General features: G+C 59.3%; 15 protein-coding genes and 2 pseudogenes. 6 read left to right on the forward strand and 11 right to left on the reverse strand.

Annotated elements, in window-relative coordinates:
- Nucleotides 1-99 precede the first annotated feature (99 nt).
- Entirely contained in the window at nt 100-1,698 is a 1,599-nt protein-coding gene (locus tag ABH944_RS17385; RefSeq protein WP_404607745.1) for a methyl-accepting chemotaxis protein, read from the reverse strand.
- Between the two features lie 307 nt (nt 1,699-2,005).
- Here ABH944_RS17385 and ABH944_RS17390 point away from each other — a divergent pair, with 307 nt between their 5' ends.
- The gene (locus ABH944_RS17390; RefSeq protein ID WP_404607747.1) at nt 2,006-3,070 is read left to right on the forward strand and encodes an SGNH/GDSL hydrolase family protein; all 1,065 of its coding nucleotides are present in this window, start codon (nt 2,006-2,008) and stop codon (nt 3,068-3,070) included.
- Between the two features lie 9 nt (nt 3,071-3,079).
- Here the strand turns inward: ABH944_RS17390 and ABH944_RS17395 are convergent, their stop codons facing one another.
- The 5 genes from ABH944_RS17395 to ABH944_RS17415 all read right to left on the reverse strand — a co-directional run bounded on the left by ABH944_RS17395 (nt 3,080) and on the right by ABH944_RS17415 (nt 9,310).
- A complete protein-coding gene (locus ABH944_RS17395; protein ID WP_404607749.1) occupies nt 3,080-3,931 on the reverse strand; it encodes a carbohydrate ABC transporter permease in 852 nt (283 codons plus the stop codon).
- Between the two features lie 14 nt (nt 3,932-3,945).
- Nucleotides 3,946-4,854 (reverse strand): carbohydrate ABC transporter permease, encoded by a 909-nt coding sequence (locus ABH944_RS17400; RefSeq protein ID WP_404607751.1) that lies wholly within the window; start codon nt 4,852-4,854, stop codon nt 3,946-3,948.
- Between the two features lie 81 nt (nt 4,855-4,935).
- Entirely contained in the window at nt 4,936-6,180 is a 1,245-nt protein-coding gene (locus ABH944_RS17405; RefSeq protein ID WP_404607753.1) for an ABC transporter substrate-binding protein, read from the reverse strand.
- Between the two features lie 35 nt (nt 6,181-6,215).
- Complete coding sequence (locus ABH944_RS17410) at nt 6,216-8,156, reverse strand: beta-galactosidase (RefSeq protein ID WP_404607754.1); 1,941 nt, start codon at nt 8,154-8,156, stop codon at nt 6,216-6,218.
- A gap of 11 nt (nt 8,157-8,167) precedes the next feature.
- Entirely contained in the window at nt 8,168-9,310 is a 1,143-nt protein-coding gene (locus ABH944_RS17415; RefSeq protein ID WP_404607756.1) for an ABC transporter ATP-binding protein, read from the reverse strand.
- Between the two features lie 292 nt (nt 9,311-9,602).
- Here ABH944_RS17415 and ABH944_RS17420 point away from each other — a divergent pair, with 292 nt between their 5' ends.
- On the forward strand, nt 9,603-10,619 hold the full coding sequence (locus tag ABH944_RS17420) for a LacI family DNA-binding transcriptional regulator (protein WP_404607758.1): 1,017 nt from the start codon (nt 9,603-9,605) through the stop codon (nt 10,617-10,619).
- 29 nt (nt 10,620-10,648) lie between these two features.
- On the opposite strand, the gene ABH944_RS17425 is transcribed toward ABH944_RS17420, so the two are convergent.
- Nucleotides 10,649-12,034 carry a dihydrolipoyl dehydrogenase family protein gene (locus ABH944_RS17425; RefSeq protein WP_404607759.1) on the reverse strand — a complete coding sequence of 462 codons (1,386 nt, stop codon included), beginning with the start codon at nt 12,032-12,034 and terminating at the stop codon, nt 10,649-10,651.
- 320 nt (nt 12,035-12,354) lie between these two features.
- Between ABH944_RS17425 and ABH944_RS17430 the strand changes: the two genes are divergently transcribed.
- The gene (locus ABH944_RS17430) at nt 12,355-13,272 is read left to right on the forward strand and encodes an AraC family transcriptional regulator (RefSeq protein ID WP_404607761.1); all 918 of its coding nucleotides are present in this window, start codon (nt 12,355-12,357) and stop codon (nt 13,270-13,272) included.
- Nucleotides 13,273-13,291: 19 nt separating this feature from the next.
- On the opposite strand, the gene ABH944_RS17435 is transcribed toward ABH944_RS17430, so the two are convergent.
- The 3 genes and pseudogenes from ABH944_RS17435 to ABH944_RS17445 all read right to left on the reverse strand — a co-directional run.
- Complete coding sequence (locus ABH944_RS17435) at nt 13,292-13,645, reverse strand: DOPA 4,5-dioxygenase family protein (RefSeq protein WP_404607762.1); 354 nt, start codon at nt 13,643-13,645, stop codon at nt 13,292-13,294.
- A gap of 131 nt (nt 13,646-13,776) precedes the next feature.
- Nucleotides 13,777-14,205, reverse strand: coding sequence for a type VI secretion system baseplate subunit TssE (gene tssE, locus ABH944_RS17440; RefSeq protein WP_404607763.1), 429 nt, complete (start codon nt 14,203-14,205; stop codon nt 13,777-13,779).
- Nucleotides 14,202-14,957: pseudogene (locus tag ABH944_RS17445) on the reverse strand (AAA family ATPase); the annotation flags it as partial. The pseudogene ABH944_RS17445 and the gene tssE, both read right to left, overlap by 4 nt.
- A 19-nt stretch (nt 14,958-14,976) precedes the next feature.
- Here ABH944_RS17445 and ABH944_RS17450 point away from each other — a divergent pair.
- From ABH944_RS17450 to tssJ, 3 genes and pseudogenes are all read left to right on the forward strand, one after another.
- A pseudogene (locus ABH944_RS17450) lies at nt 14,977-15,756 on the forward strand (type VI secretion system baseplate subunit TssF); the annotation flags it as partial.
- A 74-nt stretch (nt 15,757-15,830) separates the two neighbouring features.
- Nucleotides 15,831-16,799 (forward strand): type VI secretion system baseplate subunit TssG, encoded by a 969-nt coding sequence (gene tssG / locus ABH944_RS17455; protein ID WP_404608105.1) that lies wholly within the window; start codon nt 15,831-15,833, stop codon nt 16,797-16,799.
- A 17-nt stretch (nt 16,800-16,816) separates the two neighbouring features.
- Nucleotides 16,817-17,500 carry a type VI secretion system lipoprotein TssJ gene (gene tssJ, locus ABH944_RS17460; RefSeq protein WP_404607765.1) on the forward strand — a complete coding sequence of 228 codons (684 nt, stop codon included), beginning with the start codon at nt 16,817-16,819 and terminating at the stop codon, nt 17,498-17,500.
- A 119-nt stretch (nt 17,501-17,619) separates the two neighbouring features.
- Here the strand turns inward: tssJ and ABH944_RS17465 are convergent, their stop codons facing one another.
- Entirely contained in the window at nt 17,620-19,131 is a 1,512-nt protein-coding gene (locus ABH944_RS17465; RefSeq protein ID WP_404607767.1) for a CoA-acylating methylmalonate-semialdehyde dehydrogenase, read from the reverse strand.
- Nucleotides 19,132-19,210: the final 79 nt, after the last annotated feature.

The following is a 19,210-nucleotide window of genomic DNA, read 5'->3' on the forward strand; positions in this document are numbered from 1 at the left end:
ATAGGTGCCGGCATTCCTTGATCCGTTGTTCAGGTATCCAAGGTTAACCGTTTCGTGGAAAACTAAACAGCCCTTCCGAGCTCTTTTTGAACTGGTCTTTTAGAGCCGAAACACCTCCACCGCCTCGCTTAATGTTCTCGCCTGACTCTTCAGGGACTGCGCCGCGGCGGCGGCTTCCTCGACGAGCGCCGCGTTTTGCTGCGTGCTCTGGTCCATGGTTGCAACCGCCAGATTGACTTGCTCGATTCCCTTGCTTTGTTCACCCGCCGCGGCGGATATCTCAGTCACGATCTGGCAGACGCGTTCAACCGCGCTCACCACGCTGCCAATAGTCGTCCCTGCACTTTCCACCAACGACGATCCGGCGTCGATATGCGCGCTCGAATCCTGAATGAGCAGCTTGATTTCCTGAGCCGCCGCAGCACTGCGCTGCGCCAGACTGCGTACCTCACCGGCCACGACCGCAAAACCTCGACCCTGTTCGCCCGCGCGCGCCGCCTCGACTGCCGCGTTGAGCGCCAGTATGTTTGTCTGGAACGCAATGCCGTCGATCACGCTCGTGATCTCGGAAATTTTCTTCGAATGGGCGGCAATGCCTTGCATGGTGGTCACCACATTGCTGACCACAGCGCCGCCCTTTACAGCCATTTCCGATGCTTGCGTTGCCATCTCACTCGCTTGCCGCGCGCTCTCGAAGCTCGCTTTCGCCGTCGCCGTGATCTGCTCCATGCTACTCGCGGTGGTTTCCAGCGACGCCGCCTGTTGCTCTGTCCGAACGGAAAGGTCATTGTTGCCGCTGGCGATTTCCGTTGCGCCAACGTTGATCGATTCGGTGCTGGCACGCACGGTCGTCACCGTCTCAACCAGCGATTGCTGCATCTGCTCGAGCGCACGCAATAGCGCGCCCATCTCGTTGTCGCGGCCGGTCTCCACCGGATTCGTCAGATCGCCCGCAGCAATCCGCTGAAACTGGCGAATCGCTTGCCCGACCGGTTTGACGATTGCGTTAAGCAATGCATGGCGCGCGAATGTGCCAATGACCACCGACGCGAACGCCGCCGCGGCAAGAAGCCCCAGCATGGTGTGGAAGCGCTCTTGAGCGCTCGTATAGCGCGCCTTCTGACGGCCGGTGAGAACACCTTCCAGTGCAGCTACCTGAGCGCTGAAGTTGTTAGCCAGCGCTTCGGTGTCAGCGCCCTGGAGTTGCTTGTAGGCTGAGAAATCGCTTTTACCCAGCGCTTCGAACGAGGCGTCCAGACCGTCATGCAGATACTTCTGACGCGCGGCGACAAAGCGGGCGCGCAGCGCTGTTTCGGCATCGTCCGCCGATGCGGTTGCCAGGTAAGCCCGCACTTCCTCATCGGATTGACGCAGGTCGTTGTGCGCACCTTCAAGCAAGGCTGGCTGAACGTCGCCTAGTCCATAAAGCGCTGCAAAGCTACCCAGCGCGAGACGCGCATGCATCACGTGTTCATAGCTGCTTTTGATTTGAAGAAGCGAGCGCGTGTCTTCCATGTACATCTTTTCAATCGCGGCGTTGCTGGTTTGCAGCGCGACGCCGGCCAATGCGCTTACCGCGATCAACAGCGTGGCAAAAACCGTCAACACAAGCGTGATGCTGGTACGCAAGCTGATATGACTGAACAGGCTGGTATTTCCCGAAAAATGGGATACGGCAGGTGTTTTTAATGTTTTCATCCGATTGTCTCCGACTCGTCGTGTACCTTCTATCGAAGGTATATCGGCGGGTCGAAGACAGGACTGGAGGGGTGTTCGATTAATAAATAAAACCAGCCCAATTAGCGGGATTTATCGCGGTTACAGGCGCTTTTTCTTGAACGCGGAATGGCCGATTAAAACAGGTAAATAGATGGACGAATCTCGTTGTGCCATGAGCAATGTCGAAGACGGCAAACGAACCCCCGCTGAAGCGCTAAAGCATCGAGATCGTTCTCGGCACCGAAACCCGGGTATTCTTCGATAGCCCAACTACCTGGAGCACCCCATGACAGTCCGCCGTTTTGCGTTCCTCGCGTTGACATGCGGTTTGATCGGTTTGTCGCCTTCATCGAACGCATCGGCCGATTCCGCCGATCCGCAACGAAGCCTCTTGCAGGTAGTCTCGTTCGGGGACAGTCTGTCAGACGTTGGCACCTATGCGTATGCCCGGCGATTTGGCGGTGGCACCTACACCACGAATCCGGGCGCGATCTCCGTTCAGCTTATAGCGCAACATTATGGGTCGAGCCTCACGCCTGCACTGACTGGCGGATTTGGACAGCCAAGCGTGATTCATCCCGAAGGATTCGGCTACGCTCAAGGGGGCGCCCGGGTGGCAGGAGCGCCGAACCCCGGTGATGCAACGGGCGACACAGGCGAGTTACAGACGCCGCTGACCTCGCAAGTGGCCGCTTATCTCCAGTCGCATACGCGCTTCACCGCAAAGCAACTGGTCCTCATGCAAGGCGGAGCCAATGATGTTCAGGATGCCTATGATGCGTGGGCGGGAATGATTGCGACCGGCGGCAATCCAGCTGCCTCTTTACAGTCGCTCCTACCGGCGCTGCAACAGGCGGCGCAGCAATTTGCGGGATTGGTGCACAACGTGCAACAACATGGCGCCACTCATATCGTCGTACAAAACGTCCCCGATATCAGCAAGGCGCCAATCGCAAACCTTGCCGATCAGCAGTTGCCGGGCTCCTCGAAAGTGCTTCGGCGTCTGGTGCAAGTATTCAACACTGCGCTGGATGAAGCGCTCCCTTCATCGCCGGCCGTATTGCGGATCGATGCGTTCACGTTCATTGATGAAGCGTCGGAGAACTATCGCCAACTTGGTTTTCGCTTCGACGGCAGCATTGGCACCAACGTAGCATGTGCGCCGGCAAACCTGCCCTTGGCGTTTCAAGCCGACGACACCAGCGCACTCTTCTGCTCGCCCTCGACGTATGTCTCCCCCCATGCCGACAACATCTACATGTTCGCCGACGCTTATCATCCGACGACTCACCTGCAAAAACTCATTGCGGACTACGTCGTGGTCCGGATCGACACGTGGTTGCACGAATAGCCCACCGCCCTAGCCCTTCGTTGCCCCGAACGTCAGTCCGGCAACGAAGTGCCGCTGCATGGCGAAGAACATCATGACCGACGGCAGCGCCGCCAGTATCGATCCCGCCGAGACCAGGTTCCACGCAGTTACCCACTGGCCTTTGAGCGCGGCAACACCCACGGTAATAGGCGCCGCCTCGTCTCCGGTGGTAAGGCACAGCGCCCAGAAATAGTCGTTCCAGACGAACGTGAAGACCAGGATTGCCAGCGCGGCCAACGCCGGGCGAATCAGCGGCAGGACAATGCGAAAGAACACCGTCCACTCATTCGCCCCTTCAATGCGCGCAGCTTCGACCAATTCGAACGGCAGTTGCTTGATGAAATTGCGCAGGAACAATGCGCAAAAACCGGTCTGAAACGAGACATGAAACAGGATCAGCGCGCCGACGGTATTGAAGATCCCCAACTGCAAAGACAGGTCCCGCACCGGGATCATCAGGATCTGGATAGGCACGAAGTTGCCCGCGACAAACGCCGCAAACAACGTGGTGTTGCCCCGGAACGAATAAATCGCCAATGCAAAACCGGCCATGGAAGCCAGCACGATCGAACCGACTACAGCCGGCACGGTAATGAGCACGCTGTTCCACAAATAGTGGAGCATGGGTGAAGTCGTCAGCGCGTCACTGTAGTTGGCGATCAGCGAAAAGTGCCGTGGCCAGCCCCAGTAATTACCTTCGACGAGTTCATCGGAGGAACGGATCGACGTCACCATCACGGCTATCAGCGGCAACAACCAGATCACCAGCGCGACCGGTAACGACAACTTGTAAAGCGCCCGGTTGACGGGCTTCCACTTGGCGACGGGCATTGGAAACATGGCGCGTTCCTGGCTTATTGCTCGGTGCGCAACATTCTGCGCAAGTGATAGACGATGTACACCATCATGATCGCGAACAGCACCACGGCGATCGCGGCGGAATAGCCGATGCGGTAGTACTTGATTGCCTGGTCGTACATGTAATAAGCCAGCACGGTCGAGCTTTCGAACGGACCGCCGCCGCTCATGACGGCGATCAGGTCGAAGCTTCGCAACGCCCCGATGATGGTCACCACGATCGCCATGAAGGTAGTTGGACGGAGTTGCGGCAGGACGACGTGCCACAGCATGGTCCAGCCCTTCGCGCCTTCCATGCGGGCGGCTTCTATCTGTTCGGAATTAAGCGATGTCAATCCGGTCAGGTACAGGATCATGCAGTAGGTCGTCTGTGGCCAGAGTGCCGCGAAGATGATGCCGAAGGTCACGTAACGCGGGTCCCCGAGCACCGGCACGCCATGTCCGAGAATCAGCTTCAGCAAGCCGAAGGTCGGGTCGTAGAACCAGCTGAACATCAGGCCGACCACCACGCCTGACAATACGAACGGCGCGAAGAACAGCGACTTCACCATGCGAATGCCTCTTACCGCCTGGTTCAGGTACAACGCAACGGCAAGTCCCATGGGCGGAGCCAGCAGGAACAGGATCAGCCACAAGACATTGTTCTTCAGCGCGGTATAGAAGGTGGGCGCGTGGAACAGTTCGATGTAGTTATCGAAGCCCACGAAAGTCTTCTCCGTCATGCCGTCCCAGTTGTAAAAGCTGAGCCTGAGGCTGGAGAAGATCGGCCACATCACGTAGATCACCACCATGATGCAGGCTGGCGCAAGGAACAGGAACGCGGCCAGCCGCTGCTGGCGCGCAGTGGCCGACATCTTTCTGCGGCGCTTTGTTTTAATCCCCGGAACGCTGAGGGTTTCGGACATGCGGTGCTCTCCTGATCCTGATGCTGATCCTGATACTGATCTCCGAGGCGGCTCGCAATAGTCGCGAGCCGCCATACCACGTTACTTCTTGTAGATACGCTTGCGTGTAGCTTCGAGCTGCGCCAGGATCGAGTCCAGCTGGGTCGGATCGGACACGAACTGCTGCATGCCCTTCATGCCTTCGTCAGCCATCTCCTTGGTCATGTCGCGGTCGTAGAACTGCGCAATACCCCCCTTCGTTTGCGAAAGGATCTGGAAGCCGATCTTCGAAATGGGATCATCCGGTTCCGGCGACTTGCTGTTGGCCGGCAACGAGCCCAACCCCTTCGCCAGTTGTGCGCTGATATCCGGCGTTTCCGCGAATGCCAGGAACGTGTGCGCGTCCGCCTTGTTCTTCGCCTTCGACGGAATATGCAAGGACTCCACCGGACCGTCTTCGGCGGTCGGGACGTTGCTGTCGATAATCGGGAACTGGAAGAAGCCCATCTGCGGCTTGATGTTCTCCGGGAATCCGCCGGTAATGAACGTGCCCATCAGCATCATGGCCGCCTTGCCCTGGAACAGGAACGGCTGCACCGCGTCAAGATCGTAGGACAGCGAGTTGTCGATGAAATCCTTGTCGTCGATCAGGCCCTTCCACGCCGTATAAACCTTCTTCACGCGCGGGTCCGTGTAGGCAATGTCGCCTGCCATCAGCTTCTGATGAAACGCGTTGCCGTTGATGCGCAGGTCGAGGTAGTCGAACCAGCCGGCGAGTGTCCATGCATCCCGCCCAGCCACCGCGATCGGCGCAATGCCGGCTGCTTTCAGCTTCTTGCAGGCGTCCAGGAATTCGGGCCATGTCTTCGGCTCCGCGGTAATGCCCACCTTCTGGAACAGGTCCTTCCGGTAGAACATGCCCCACGCGTAATACACGGTCGGCGCCGAATACTGCTTGCCGTTGTACGTGGACGATTCTTTCGTCGACGCGTACATGCCGTTCCAGCCGTTCTTGTTCCAGTCGGGCGTCAGGTCTTCAAACAGGCCGCGCTTCGCGTAGTACGCCATGCGCTCGCCGTTGTGCCAGTTGACAATATCGGGCGCGACGGTGGTGAGCCAGCCGGGCAATTGCACCTTGTAGGCTTCTTCATCGACGAAGGTCACCTTCACGTCAATATCCGGATGCGCCTTCTTGAAGGCATCGAAAGTCTGTTGCCAGACCGCGCGCTGGCTTGCTCCCTTGAACGCGATGTTCGCAGTCAAGGTGCCCGCCTGCGCGATGCTGGTCGTGGCTAAAACAACGGCCAGCGCCGCACCGGTCAGTCCGTGGCGAATCAAGGTTTTCATGCGTGTCTCCTCATCGATGAGTGTTGTTTGCTTCGCTATGCTCTGTAAATCGCGACGCCCTGCGGTTCTACTTCCTCCTGCCCCACTATGAAACTCGCAGCCGCCGGAATCTTGTATGGCGTCGCGTTGTAGTTGAAGACGTAAGTCAAGCCACCACGCCGGCTGATGCGGATACCCTCAGGCAGCGGTGCGGGATCCAGGCCGGCTGCTTTCGCCACGTTCAGGAAGATGTCCTGCGTCAGGGTCTCGTCGAAGAGGCTGGCGAGATAAAGCACGGAACCGCTGCGTACGATGGCGGGATGACCATCGGCGAACGTTGCTTCAACCTGCACGCCATTGTTCGTCTCGATGAAGTCACGCCAATGACGCGCCTCGCCGCGTTGATCCACTTTTTCGGTCACGTTCGGCCGCATCGACTCAACGCGCCAGACGCGAATGGGCATCAGTTTTGCGATGCCCTCCCCCGGCGGCAACGCAGCGGGAATCGTCAGGTTGACCGTCTTCGATCCCGTGCGCGGCCCAAGTACCACCTGCGCGCCGCTCGCCGCGAGCCTCGCGACAAACTCCGCGGGCACCACCGGCAACGGTGGCACGACGATCATCTTGTATCCGTCAAGCGGGGCATCGACCGGAATCACATCGACGTCGAGTCCAAGACTGCGCAACGCGCTGTAGTATTCAAACGCAAAACGTGGATAGTGAAAATCTGCGCCCTGCGGATGGATCTCGAATAGCCATTTTGCTTCGTAATCCCAAACAAATGCCACTTTGGCGGATACCGTCGATTCACCATCCGCTTCCAGCACCTGTTCGATTTCCTTTGCCACCAGCGACGCTTCCGCGCCGCCCAGATCCAGCCGGTTATCCGGTGTGTTCAGGCCCGCGTGCATCTGTTCCTGCGCGAACGGCGCTTGCCGCCAGCGAAAATACGATACGCACCCGGCGCCATGCGCAAACGCTTCCCAACTCCACAGGCGCACCATGCCTGGCAGCGGCGCGGGATTCCAGTGCGCCCAGTTCACCGGACCCGGTTGCTGTTCCATCACCCAGAACGGCAGCTTCGACATGCCGCGATACACATCGTGATTAAACGACGCGAAGTCGGGATGCCCCGTGCGCAGCCACTGCAACTTGACCGACGGATCGAACCACTGCTCCTCCAGCGCGCCGAGTGGATAACTGTCCCATGTCGCGATATCCAGGTCTGCAGCCACCTTGTAGTGATCGAACTCGGTGAATAACTGCATGAAGTTGTGCGCGACCGGCCGCTGCGGCGAATGTGCGCGAATGATGTCCGTCTGCATGCGGTTGTAGCGCACGATTTCGTCCGAAGCGAAACGCCGGTAATCCAGCCGATGGCTTGGATGCGCTTCCGTCACGGTGCCAACGGGCGGATCGATTTCGTCGAAGCTGCGGTACTCCATGCTCCAGAACACCGTGCCCCACGCGGTGTTGAGCGCGTCGATAGTGCCGTAGCGCTGCTTCAGCCACCCACGAAAACGCTGCACTGCGGCAGGCGAATAACTAACGACGGTGTTGTGGCAGCCGAACTCGTTGTCCGTTTGCCAGAACGCGACGGCGGGATGTTTGCCATAACGCTCGGCCACGGCCGTGCAGATCTTCTGCGACGCCTCGAAGTACGAAGGCGACGAAAAATCGTAATGCCGGCGCGAGCCGAATGCACGCGGACGGCCATCGGCGCCAACGGGCAGGATGTCCGGATGACGATCGATCAGCCACTTCGGCGGTGTCGCGGTCGGCGTGCACATGACGACTTTCAGGCCCGCGTTAGCGAGCACATCGATTGCGCGATCCAGCCAGCCCCAGTTGTATTCACCAGGAGTTGGTTCGATGCGGCTCCACGCGAATTCCGCAATCCGGACGCGGTCGATACCCAGCGCCTTCATGCGCGCCGCATCGTCCTTCCACATCGATTCGGGCCAGTGTTCCGGGTAGTAACAGACTCCAAGACGCATACGGTGCGCTCCTACGCAAATTGTTGGATGGCGGCCGATGTAACGGCGAAGCCGTCCTCGGTGAAGAGATGACACGACGCGGGCGGCACGTTAAAGGCCACGCTCTCGCCCTGCCGTGGTGTCTTGTCGCCCGGTGCCTTGGCGATCAGCACCGCGCCGTGCGGTTGATCGAGATGCAGATAGCTGTGCTCGCCAAGTTGTTCGACCAGCGACACCGTGCGGCTGATTTGCTGAACCGGTCCGCCGCTTGCGGCCGGTTCGAGATGCTCGGGACGAATGCCGAGCGTGACTGCCTGATCGGGCCGCAAAGCCTCGCCGTTAGCGTGAACCTGCAGTCGCTCGTTGGTTCCATCGAGGACGATCGACACGCTTTCCGCGCTGCCCAATACCACCCGCGCGGGAAGGAAGTTCATGCGCGGCGAGCCGATAAACCCCGCCACGAAGCGGCTTCTCGGCCGGTGATACAACTCGAGCGGCGCACCCACTTGCGCGATGCTGCCGTACTTCGCCGTGTCCGCCCCCGAATGCAGCAGGACGATCTTGTCGGCGAGCGTCATGGCTTCAATCTGGTCGTGCGTCACATAGACGACGCTGGCCGTATTGAACTGTTTATGCAGGCGCGCGATCTCGACCCGCGTCTGGCCACGCAAAGTGGCATCCAGATTGGAGAGCGGTTCGTCGAAGAGAAACACACCCGGACTGCGAACGATTGCCCGGCCAATCGCCACGCGTTGCCGTTGCCCGCCGGACAACTCCTTCGGCCTGCGTTCAAGCAAGGCCTCGAGTTGCAGCACGCGCGCGGCTTCCTTCACTTTCTGCTCGATTACGTTCTTCGGTGTCTTTGCCAGCGTCAAGCCGAACGCCATGTTCTGGTAAACGGTCATGTGCGGAAAGAGCGCGTAGCTCTGAAATACCATCGCGACGCCACGCTGCGCAGCCGGCACTTCATTGACGATTTTTCCGTCGATGTACAGGTCGCCGTCCGTGATGTCTTCCAGACCCGCGATCATGCGCAGCAGAGTGGATTTTCCACATCCCGAAGGGCCGAGGAATACGCAGAATTCGTGCTCGCCGATCTCCAGATCGACATCGCGAATCACGGGTGCGTGATCGCCGTACGCTTTTTGAACCGATCGTAACGAGATGCTCGCCATGCCGACGTCTCCGTGTTTTACCGAGGAGACAAAGGAAGGTTAAGCGCTTAACCTTCTGCCTGCGAAAAAACGATCCGTATTCGGGATCGTGTTGACCGGCTGTCTCCGTCCTAATGTTTTTTTAACTGCCTTGGGTCTCAAATCTAGCGGCGTCGGCTGATTTATACAAATGCCGGGAAGCCATCCCAAAATGTGGGCGTCTACGGGAGTAACTGGATGAAGCTGCCACCCTGGCGACACTTCACTGAACTTGGCCGACGTTGAACCGCTTGAGCCCTTGCTGCGAGATTCGATGACTACTTTGGCCGAGGTTGCCTTACGCGCCGGCGTCACGCCGGCGACCGTCTCCAACGTGCTGCGCAAGCGCGGGAAGGTGGGGGCCGCGACACGTCAGCGGGTGCTCGACGCGGTGGAGGCACTGGGCTACCGGCCGCACCTGACCGCGCGGGCGCTGGCGGAAGGGAGTGCACCTACGTTGGCGTTGATGGTGACCAGTATCGCGAACCCGTTTTATCCGGAGTTCGCGCTGGCGGCAGAACGCGCGGCACGCAAGAACGGGCGCTTCCTGATCGTATGTAATACGAACGAAGATCCGGTGATCAGCCGCGCGTACCTGGATCAGATTGCGGGGACCTTGTCCGAGGGCGTGCTGGTGATGAACTCCCGGATCGGTTTCGACGATCTTCACACCACCCGCAAACGCGGCACGCCCGTCGTGCTGTGCATGTGGGAACGGCCGGATGTATCGCCGGGATTGCCTTGCGTAGCGGTTGATTTTTTTGCGGCCGGGGCGCTGGCCGCGCAGCATCTGCTGGACCTCGGACATACGCGGATTGGTGCAATCATCGGGAGTCAGCCGGAAGGGGTGCAGGCAGCGCGATACGCCGGTTTTTGTCACACGTTGAAGGCTGCGGGCGTGGCACATCCGGCGCAGGAAGCGCGTTTCACCCGCGACGCCGTCCAGGGCGGCTACGAGGCCGCGTGTGAGTTGCTGACGGAGCACGCCGACCTGACCGCGATCTTCGCGACCAATGATTTGCCCGCGTTGGGTGCAATGCATGCGGCTGCTGATCGCGGCATGCGTATTCCCGACGACCTCTCAGTCATCGGGATTACCGACATTCAACTCGCTCGCGAGTCACGGCCGGGGTTATCGACGGTTGCTGTTCCTACCGACGCCGCCGCTGCGATGGCCGTGGAGCTGCTGGAAGCGTTGATCGAAAGCGGCGGCCACTGCGAGACGCCCATGCGTGTCGCGCCCCCGCCCGTGCTGGTCCAGCGCGCATCGACGGGACGGGTACGTAGTTGAAGCGTCGTTGAAGCCTTATTGAAGCCCTCTCACGCTCTCTCAGGGATCTTCGCGAACAGCAGGTTCAGCCCTTCCGCGATGGTCGGATGCGAGAGGATCGCGTCCCGGATAGCGGTGTACGGGAGATTGCCGAGCATGGCCATCTGCACCGTTGCAACCACTTCGCCCGCGTTCGATCCGAGCATGGTGAAGCCGAGGATGCGATCCGATTGCGTATCGACAATCGCTTTCATGAAGCCGTGCATATCACCGGTCGTGCGGGCGCGGGGGACAGATGCCATCGGCAACTTAGCCACGCGCACGGCAATGCCTTGCCGTTGTGCATCGCTTTCGTTGATACCAACGCGCGCAAGCTCCGGCTCGATGAACATGGCGTACGGAATGACGCGGTCGCGCGTACTCAGATTTCCGCCCGCGAGTTGCGACTTGAGCACGCGATAGTCATCGAATGAAGCATGCGTGAACATCGGGGTGCCCGCTACTTCCCCAATCGCCCATGTGTTCGGCGCGGACGTTGCCAGGCGCTCATCCACTTTGATGAATCCGCGTTCATCCAGCGCTACGCCCGCCACGTCCAGTCCAATGCCTGCCGTGCGCGGCACCCTGCCCGTCGCCACCAGCAGATGCGTGCCCCTCAAGCGTGTGCCGTCGCTGAGTTCGACCGTGACCGATTGCCCCGAGCGGCCGCTGACTTGCAAGGACTTGACCGACACCCTTATGTCGATTCCTTCGCCTGCCAGGATCGATTCGATGGCATCCGTGACGTCGGTATCCTCGCGCATGGCAACGCGTGGCGCCTCTTGCACAACAGTTACGTTACTGCCGAGCCGCCGGAACGCCTGCGCCATTTCAAGCCCGATATACCCGCCGCCGATCACGATCAGATGCTCCGGCAGCGAGTCGAGTTCGAGTGCTTCGACGTGCGTCATGGGGGCGGCGTCGCGCAGCCCGGGAATATCCGGAATCGCAGCGTATGTCCCTGTGTTAATGAACACGTGAGTGCCTTCAACCACACGTTCCCGTCCGTCGTTCATCGCCACCTGAATGCGGCGTGGCGCTATGAAATGTCCGGTGCCGAGGATCAGGTCGAAGCCCGATGCTTCGAACGCTTTTGCGTTGATATCGACCATGCCGTCGACCACTTCACGCACGTAACGCTGGACCCGCGTCATATCTGCCTCCGCGCCGTGAACAGCCTCCTTCAATATGTCTGCGGATTGCACGGCATGCATGATGCGCGCGGTTTGAATCAGCGCTTTGCTCGGAATACATGCCACGTTGATACACGAGCCGCCGATCATTCCTTCCTCGACTACGGCGACGCGCTTGCCTGATTTGGCGAGTTCCATCGCCAGCGTCTTGCCGCCCTTTCCGCCACCCAGAAACACATATTCGAATTGTTCGACCGTCGACATTTTCAGCTCCCTTTCAAAGGTTTGCGCATAGCTGACTCGAGCCGGTAAGGGAGGATTCGCGCTATGCCGAGAGAGCGGGTTCGTTTCGATGCCACCCTGCCCCCGCCATGACGTAAATGTAGGCGCACGCGGCGCAAATCTCCATGTCGGAGCGGCTCGAATGGCTGCTCGTTCGTCTCATTGCCCGGGCTTCGTTGCGGACGAATTGCGTAAGGTTGGGATATTCGCGCAGGTTGCTTCCGATCATCGCGGGTTTTGTTCTCCGGTAAGATCGCTACGCCGCCTTTTATGCGTTGCCCCTCACGTCGCCCAGCTCAACCATGGATGCACTCGACCGACTGATCCAGTTATCCCGCCTGCAAGGCGCGCTCGACCTGCGCTGCCTTCTCAGCGGCCAGTGGGAACTGGACCATCCGCCCGCTCCACCGAGCGAAGCGGTGTACCACGTAGTGCTCGCCGGAAGCTGTCTCCTCAAATCTCAGGGGAAGGCAGACGTGCTGCTGGAAACCGGCGATATTGTCATGTTGCCGCGCGGCGATGCCCATGTGCTGCGGGGACTTGAACTGGCTAACGGCAGCGAACCGGTTGAAATGGAGAACCGTCATAACGGCGCGGTAACGGTGCGCTCGAATTGCGGGCCGAATGCCGCGAGCCTCGATTTGTTATGCGGCCGCTTCAACTACGCGGCTAACGCGTTACTCATCGACGTGCTGCCGGATCTCGTGAAAATGTCCTTTGCCCGCGCGGATGTCCCTGACCTCGCGCGCATGGTCGGCATGATGCGCAAGGAGGCGAGCGAGGCAGCGCCCGGCGCGTATTCCATTGTGTCGGCGCTCTCCACCGCGCTGTTTACGCTGTTGCTTCGGGCGCACCTTGAACAGCAGCCCTCCACCACCGATGTACTCGCGCTGCTCGCGCATCCGCGGCTTGGGGCATCGGTCATTGCCATGCTGGAACGGCCGGCTGAGCGATGGACGATCGAGATGCTGGCGCAGCAATCGGCAATGTCACGCGCCACCTACATGCGGACCTTCGGCGCACTCACCGAAGACTCGCCGATGACCCTGCTTACGCGCATTCGCATGCAGCTTGCGGGAACCTTGCTGACGCGTACATCGAAGAGCATTGCGGAGATTGCGGACGACGTCGGGTATCAGTCGGAATCGGCGTTCAGCAAAAAGTTTAAAGATACGTATGGGGTTGGGCCGGGCGGGTTCAGGCAAGCGCGGGGGGTGTGAGCGGAGTGGACTGATTCGGTCAGGCCATGAAGTTGTCGAGCAACAGCTTGTGCGAGTGGCCGATCCACACGGCCGCGTCGCGATGGTCTCGCAACGGATCTCCGGTATTGGGATGGAGGAAAACGTCCAGTACGCCGTGGTTAAGCGTCAGCCATTCGACAATATCGGCGAATTGTGTGCGCTCGAAAGCAAGCTGGTACGACCATTTAGGATGCGGGCCGACAGGCTTCTCGTGGAATCGGCCAAGTTGCAGGGTATCGCCGAAACGCGTCGAAATTTCCTCGCGAAATTGCCAGGCGGCGTCGCGAGTGGCAGCGTCGAAGTAGATGTGGGCGTGCCAGGTTTGGATGGGCGAGGCGGTGGGGAGGGTCATGGGGGTTGGGTTGGTTGCGCCGGTAGGGATATGGATATTCTATTACCTCGACGCCCCGCTTGGTCGCGTTAGCTTTCAATACCCTATCCCTCGTGCGTCGCTTCTCCTGTGCGACACCCACTAAGGGCCTGCTACCGTTCAATGTCCTCACGCGTAGTCAGCCGCGCTTGTCCCTCTGGCGTGAAATACGTGCCATAGCGCACGAGTCCACCTTGGTGCAGTTCGCAGGTCATCGTGAAACTGAGCGACATGCCGTCCTCTGGATCGGCGGAAGCTATATCGATCGATTTCAGACGTGGCTCATACTTGAGCAACGTGTCTTCAATCTCGCGCCGAAGTGTATGTGCCGAGGCTGGCATGTGCCGGTAAATCTTCGATAGCTCACCCAGACCGTAGTCAGGCAAATGCGCGAGGCTCTCGCGGTGGCTGTTTAAAATGCGCTGGATGTTGTCGCGCACAGAAAGGAATGTTTGCTGGTTCCGGCTGTGAAAATCAATCGGGTCGCCGTTCGCAAAATGCCCCGTCACCGTTTCGAACAACCCAGGTCCGCCGCGCGTCATGGCGTGACGTCTTCGCTGATCGACATCGCGTGAACATCGTTTGGTACCTCATCGAAATCGACCGCGATTCCGCCGTCATCCGAGTACGACAGCCTGACTGCATGAAGCGCCTGAGCTTGCGACACACGCAGCAACAACTCCCGCGAAAGCACCGGCAGTATCTGCTGGTCGAGCAGGCTGTCAATATTGCGCGCCCCCGAATCCGGTAACTGACAAGCACGCACCAGTTCACCGATCAGCGCGTCGCCGCAGATAAGCGGCACGTTGAACTTACGCTGGATGCGCTGTGCGACCTTCGCGAGCTTCATTCGTACTATCGTCGTCATGGCGTATGAAGAAAGCGGCCAGTACACGACCGTCTGGAATCGGGCCAGCAACGCCGGCTGGAAATGTTCGATCAGCGTCGGCCTGATCGCCTCCATCAGCATGCCGGTGGTGGCCTCACCGCCGGCCTCGACCACTGCGTCCTGCGCAGCCATGATCTGCTCACTGCCCAGATTCGATGTCATCACAATCACCGTATTGCGAAAGTCGATCATGCGCCCTTCACCGTCGCGCATGAAACCGCGATCGAATACCTGGTAGAAGACGTTCAACACATCGCGATGCGCTTTTTCCACTTCATCGAGCAGGATCACGCTGTAGGGCCGTCGGCGCACGGCTTCGGTCAGCACACCGCCCTGGTCGTAACCTACATAGCCCGGTGGCGAGCCCTTGAGCTGAGACACCGTGTGGGCTTCCTGATACCGCGTGCATACGGTGGACACATCGGGCGATTTTGTCGAAACCTATTCGGTGGAGTCCATCGTCGGGTTCGAAACATCCAACGGTACCCGCTTCGAGTACGCGCCGTTCTCGTCGTTCCGGCACCGCGGCGGCATGCTGCGCCATGAGATGCCCGAGCGATATTTCCATACGCGGGCTCGACGCGGCCCGTCAGGACGGTTCGACACGTGGGTGGTGTTGGGCGGCCATGCGTGGGAAGGGGAGACCACGCTTCCGAAAGAAACGCTATCGCTTTCGATTACAGGCACAAACGGCATGCTGCCACGCAAGGGTCTTCGAGAAGCAAGCATCAACCGCACGCGTGGTGGCTTTACGAACGTGGCATCGGTGCGAAACCTCACTGCACCCACCTTGCCCGTCTATCCGCCAACAGGTGATCGCTTTCATTGGCGTGTACTCTCGCATCTGACACCGAACTATCTCTCCCTGCTGGACGCAGAAATCCTGCGCGGCAGTCTTGCGCTCTACGACTGGACCGATGGAGAATTGAACCGGCGGCGTATCGATGCGATTATCGACGTCAAACATCGGCCCCTGCAAAAGCTCGTCAAGGGTGGCTTGCTTCGCGGTGTGGAAATCGAAGTCACGCTTAACAGCGACAAGTTCGCTGGAAACGGCGATCTCGCGTTGTTCGGCGAGATGCTGAATCGGTTCCTCGCGCTGTACGCGACGATGAATATCTATACGAAGCTGGTAGTCATTTCGTTGCCGAGTGGACGCCGTATAACGTGGCCCGATAACAAGGCCGAGGGAGCGCCGTTTTGAACGCGCCTCATCGAGAGTTTCCGGTGCTTGAAGAGCGCACCCTCTTGCCCGTGTTACTGCACGACGCCACACGTATGAACTTCATGCGCTTTTGTGAGCTGATTGAACTCGCGGCACCCGATCTGCCACCTCTCGGCTCGACCGACTCCCCGGCAAACGAACCGGTGCGGTTTCGCTCGCATGCTCGACTCGGCTTTCCGGGCAAAGAAATTGATGCGGTCGAAGTCGACTACGAGGACACATCAAAACCCGCCGCCATCCGTACGACGTTCCTCGGGCTCTACGGCGTCGATGCGCGTATGCCATCGAATTTCATCGATGAAGTCGCGCCGAACCGTGACGGCGCGGAACCGTTGTCGGCCTTTCTGGACATGTTCCATCACAGAATCGCGACGCAGTTTTATCGGGCGTGGCGCAAGTATCGCTTCCCGATAGGATTTCAAAAGGGCGGTACCGATGACGTCTCCCGCTGTCTGGTCAGCCTGGTGGGATTGGGTATAGGCAATGCCGATATCGAGCAGACAGTCGGCACACGCAAGCTGCTGTCAATGCTCGGACTCGCCAGTCAGCGCACGCGCACGGCCGAAGGACTCGCGGGCGTACTGCAACACGCCGTGCCTGATGCAACGATTACGGCCACCGAGTTTCATCCGGTATGGATTCAACTAAACGAATTCGAGCCAACGGCGCTTGGTGAGAACTGCGTACTGGGGCGGGGCTTCTACGATCGAGGCAATTGCACGCGTGTAGTGATCGCACCGGCGACACCCGAATCGGTGTTGGGCCTGACGCCCGGACATGAGGTACATGCCCAAATCATGGCGCTGCTGCGCTTCTATCTCGGCTACGAAGCGAACGCGCATCTGGAGATGCATGTCTCGCCCGACCTGATGCCAAAAGCCGAGCTTTCATCTGACCAGGTGAGCCTTGGTTATACAACCCAACTCGCGCAAGCTGAACGGCCCTATACGACAGGCGCCATCACCCGAGTGCAACTTGGCACATGGGACGGTCGAACCACCAAGACCTGCACGACACATTAAAACAATGGAATGCAAGCATGAAGCCCACAACGATCCGACAGACGCAACTCGCCGCCGCGGCGTGCGCCATTCTTACTTTCGCGGGATGCGGGGTAGGGCAAGCCGTTAAGAGCGGCACCGTGGACGCGGCGAAATGGGCATTCACCACGCAGGTGAAAACCATGAACCTCGACTTCGTCAACCGGTCTTCGTCGAATACAAGCGGCACCGGACAATCGTTGTCGACCGTGGTGCGAATCTATCAACTGAAGACACCGCAAGCGTTCGATCAACTCGACTACGCGCAATTGCAAACAAATGATGTAGACGCGCTGAAGGCTGACCTGCTTGGGTCAACGGACCTTGTACTCAGGCCCAATGCGAACGCCAGCATCAGCGAGCCGATGAGTGACGACGCGGAGTACGTCGGCATCGTTGCATTCTTCCGCGATGATGGAAGGGATGCGAAATGGAAGTTGGTGCTGCCGAAGAAACAGTGGAAGAAGACCGATCCGGTGAAGGTCGAAGTGCGGGACAGCTCGTTAAGTGTTACGGGTATCGGCAACGAGGCCGTCAAACGGCACAGTGCACCGCAAACAGTGAACATCCCGCAAACAGCAAGTCCCAGCGCGCCACAACCGGTGAGGCCAGGTGGGACCCCGTCGGTCAAGCCATCAAGCAGAACTGCGCCCGTGGGAGATGATTGGGCACAACCAGCCTGATCGCGGTCGATTAACCTTCGGTCGGACACACAACTTCCCGGTGGTTAATCGACCAATCGACCGCAGGAACCGCAAAAACCACTCACGTTGCGGTCACCTTCGGCGGCGTGGAATCCCTCTCACTTAGCCGTAGGCATCGCGAACTCGGCGCCCTTCTCCGTGCTTTCCGGCCAGCGCTGCATGATCGACTTCTGCCGCGTATAAAACCGCACGCCTTCTTCGCCATACGCGTGCATATCGCCGAATAAGCTACGCTTCCAGCCGCCGAAACCATGCCACGCCATTGGCACAGGAATGGGTACATTGATCCCGACCATCCCCACTTCAATCCGCCGTCCGAACTCGCGTGCAATGTGTCCGTCACGCGTATAACACGCAACGCCGTTGCCAAACTCATGCGCGTTGATCAGATCAACCGCTTCCGTAAAGTCCTTCACGCGCACACAAGCCAGCACCGGCCCGAAAATCTCTTCCTTGTAAATGCGCATCTCAGGCGTCACGTTATCGAACAACGTGCCACCCGTGAAGAAACCTTCCTCATGTCCCGGCACCTTCAGACCACGTCCGTCGACGACCAGCGAAGCACCCTCTTCCACTCCCAACGCGATGTAACCTTCAATGCGTTCCAGCGCCTGGCGCGTGACGATCGGGCCCATTTCGGCATCAGCTTCCATACCGTTCTTCACGATCAGCGTGCGTGCCCGCTCCGCCAGTCGCGGAATCAGCTTGTCGGCCACATCCCCCACCAGCACGGCCACCGAAATCGCCATGCAGCGCTCGCCCGCCGAGCCATAACCGGCACCAACCAATGCATCAATAGCCTGATCAATATCCGCATCCGGCATCACGACCATGTGATTCTTCGCGCCGCCAAGTGCCTGCACGCGCTTACCGTGCTGCGCGCCGGTCTGATAAATATAATTCGCGATCGGCGTTGAACCCACAAAGCTGATGGCCTTCACATCGGGATGCACGAGCAACGCATCGACCACGACCTTGTCGCCTTGCACCACGCTGAACACGCCATCGGGCAGACCCGCTTCCTGCAACAACCCCGCCATGAACAACGACGCCGACGGATCGCGCTCGCTCGGCTTCAATATGAATGCATTGCCTGCCGCGATAGCAACCGGGAACATCCAGCACGGCACCATGCACGGGAAGTTGAACGGCGTTATGCCTGCCACCACGCCAAGCGCCTGACGCGTCGTCCAGTTGTCAATACCCGTGGACACCTGCTCGGTGTAGTCGCCCTTCAAGAGTTGCGGAATGCCGCAAGCGAATTCGATCACATCAATGCCGCGCGACACCTCGCCCTGCGCGTCGCTGAATACCTTGCCGTGTTCGGCGGTGATGATCGCGGCCAGCTCGTCGCGGTGCTTGTTCATCAGTTCCAGAAAACGCAGCATGACGCGCGCGCGCCGGATGGGCGGTGTCTCGCTCCAACCCACGAATGCCTTCTTCGCGCTGGCGACGGCAGCGTCCACATCGGCGACATCGCCCAGACGCAGCGTGCGTGCTTCCTGTCCGGTCGCGGGATTGAAAATCGGCTGGGTGCGCGTGCCCGTGCCGGGAACACGGCGGCCCTGGATAAAGTGGCCGACGTCCGCGCGATCGCTGAAGCTCTGCATGATGAGGCACCTGTATGAGTTGGGAGTATCCAGAGTGTAAGAACCCCGGACGTGTCTGCAAAGACGCTATGATTGAAAT

It is taken from the genome of Caballeronia udeis (assembly GCF_044909315.1).
In the GTDB taxonomy this organism is placed as follows: domain Bacteria; phylum Pseudomonadota; class Gammaproteobacteria; order Burkholderiales; family Burkholderiaceae; genus Caballeronia; species Caballeronia udeis_A.

What these genes read in the sequence shown, in the direction of transcription:
- ABH944_RS17385 (WP_404607745.1), bottom strand. Translation starts at nt 1,698, where the DNA reads ATGAAAACATTAAAAACACCTGCCGTATCCCATTTTTCGGGAAATACC.
- ABH944_RS17390 (WP_404607747.1), top strand. Translation starts at nt 2,006, where the DNA reads ATGACAGTCCGCCGTTTTGCGTTCCTCGCGTTGACATGCGGTTTGATC.
- ABH944_RS17395 (WP_404607749.1), bottom strand. Translation starts at nt 3,931, where the DNA reads ATGTTTCCAATGCCCGTCGCCAAGTGGAAGCCCGTCAACCGGGCGCTT.
- ABH944_RS17400 (WP_404607751.1), bottom strand. Translation starts at nt 4,854, where the DNA reads ATGTCCGAAACCCTCAGCGTTCCGGGGATTAAAACAAAGCGCCGCAGA.
- ABH944_RS17405 (WP_404607753.1), bottom strand. Translation starts at nt 6,180, where the DNA reads ATGAAAACCTTGATTCGCCACGGACTGACCGGTGCGGCGCTGGCCGTT.
- ABH944_RS17410 (WP_404607754.1), bottom strand. Translation starts at nt 8,156, where the DNA reads ATGCGTCTTGGAGTCTGTTACTACCCGGAACACTGGCCCGAATCGATG.
- ABH944_RS17415 (WP_404607756.1), bottom strand. Translation starts at nt 9,310, where the DNA reads ATGGCGAGCATCTCGTTACGATCGGTTCAAAAAGCGTACGGCGATCAC.
- ABH944_RS17420 (WP_404607758.1), top strand. Translation starts at nt 9,603, where the DNA reads ATGACTACTTTGGCCGAGGTTGCCTTACGCGCCGGCGTCACGCCGGCG.
- ABH944_RS17425 (WP_404607759.1), bottom strand. Translation starts at nt 12,034, where the DNA reads ATGTCGACGGTCGAACAATTCGAATATGTGTTTCTGGGTGGCGGAAAG.
- ABH944_RS17430 (WP_404607761.1), top strand. Translation starts at nt 12,355, where the DNA reads ATGGATGCACTCGACCGACTGATCCAGTTATCCCGCCTGCAAGGCGCG.
- ABH944_RS17435 (WP_404607762.1), bottom strand. Translation starts at nt 13,645, where the DNA reads ATGACCCTCCCCACCGCCTCGCCCATCCAAACCTGGCACGCCCACATC.
- tssE (WP_404607763.1), bottom strand. Translation starts at nt 14,205, where the DNA reads ATGACGCGCGGCGGACCTGGGTTGTTCGAAACGGTGACGGGGCATTTT.
- tssG (WP_404608105.1), top strand. Translation starts at nt 15,831, where the DNA reads ATGAACTTCATGCGCTTTTGTGAGCTGATTGAACTCGCGGCACCCGAT.
- tssJ (WP_404607765.1), top strand. Translation starts at nt 16,817, where the DNA reads ATGAAGCCCACAACGATCCGACAGACGCAACTCGCCGCCGCGGCGTGC.
- ABH944_RS17465 (WP_404607767.1), bottom strand. Translation starts at nt 19,131, where the DNA reads ATGCAGAGCTTCAGCGATCGCGCGGACGTCGGCCACTTTATCCAGGGC.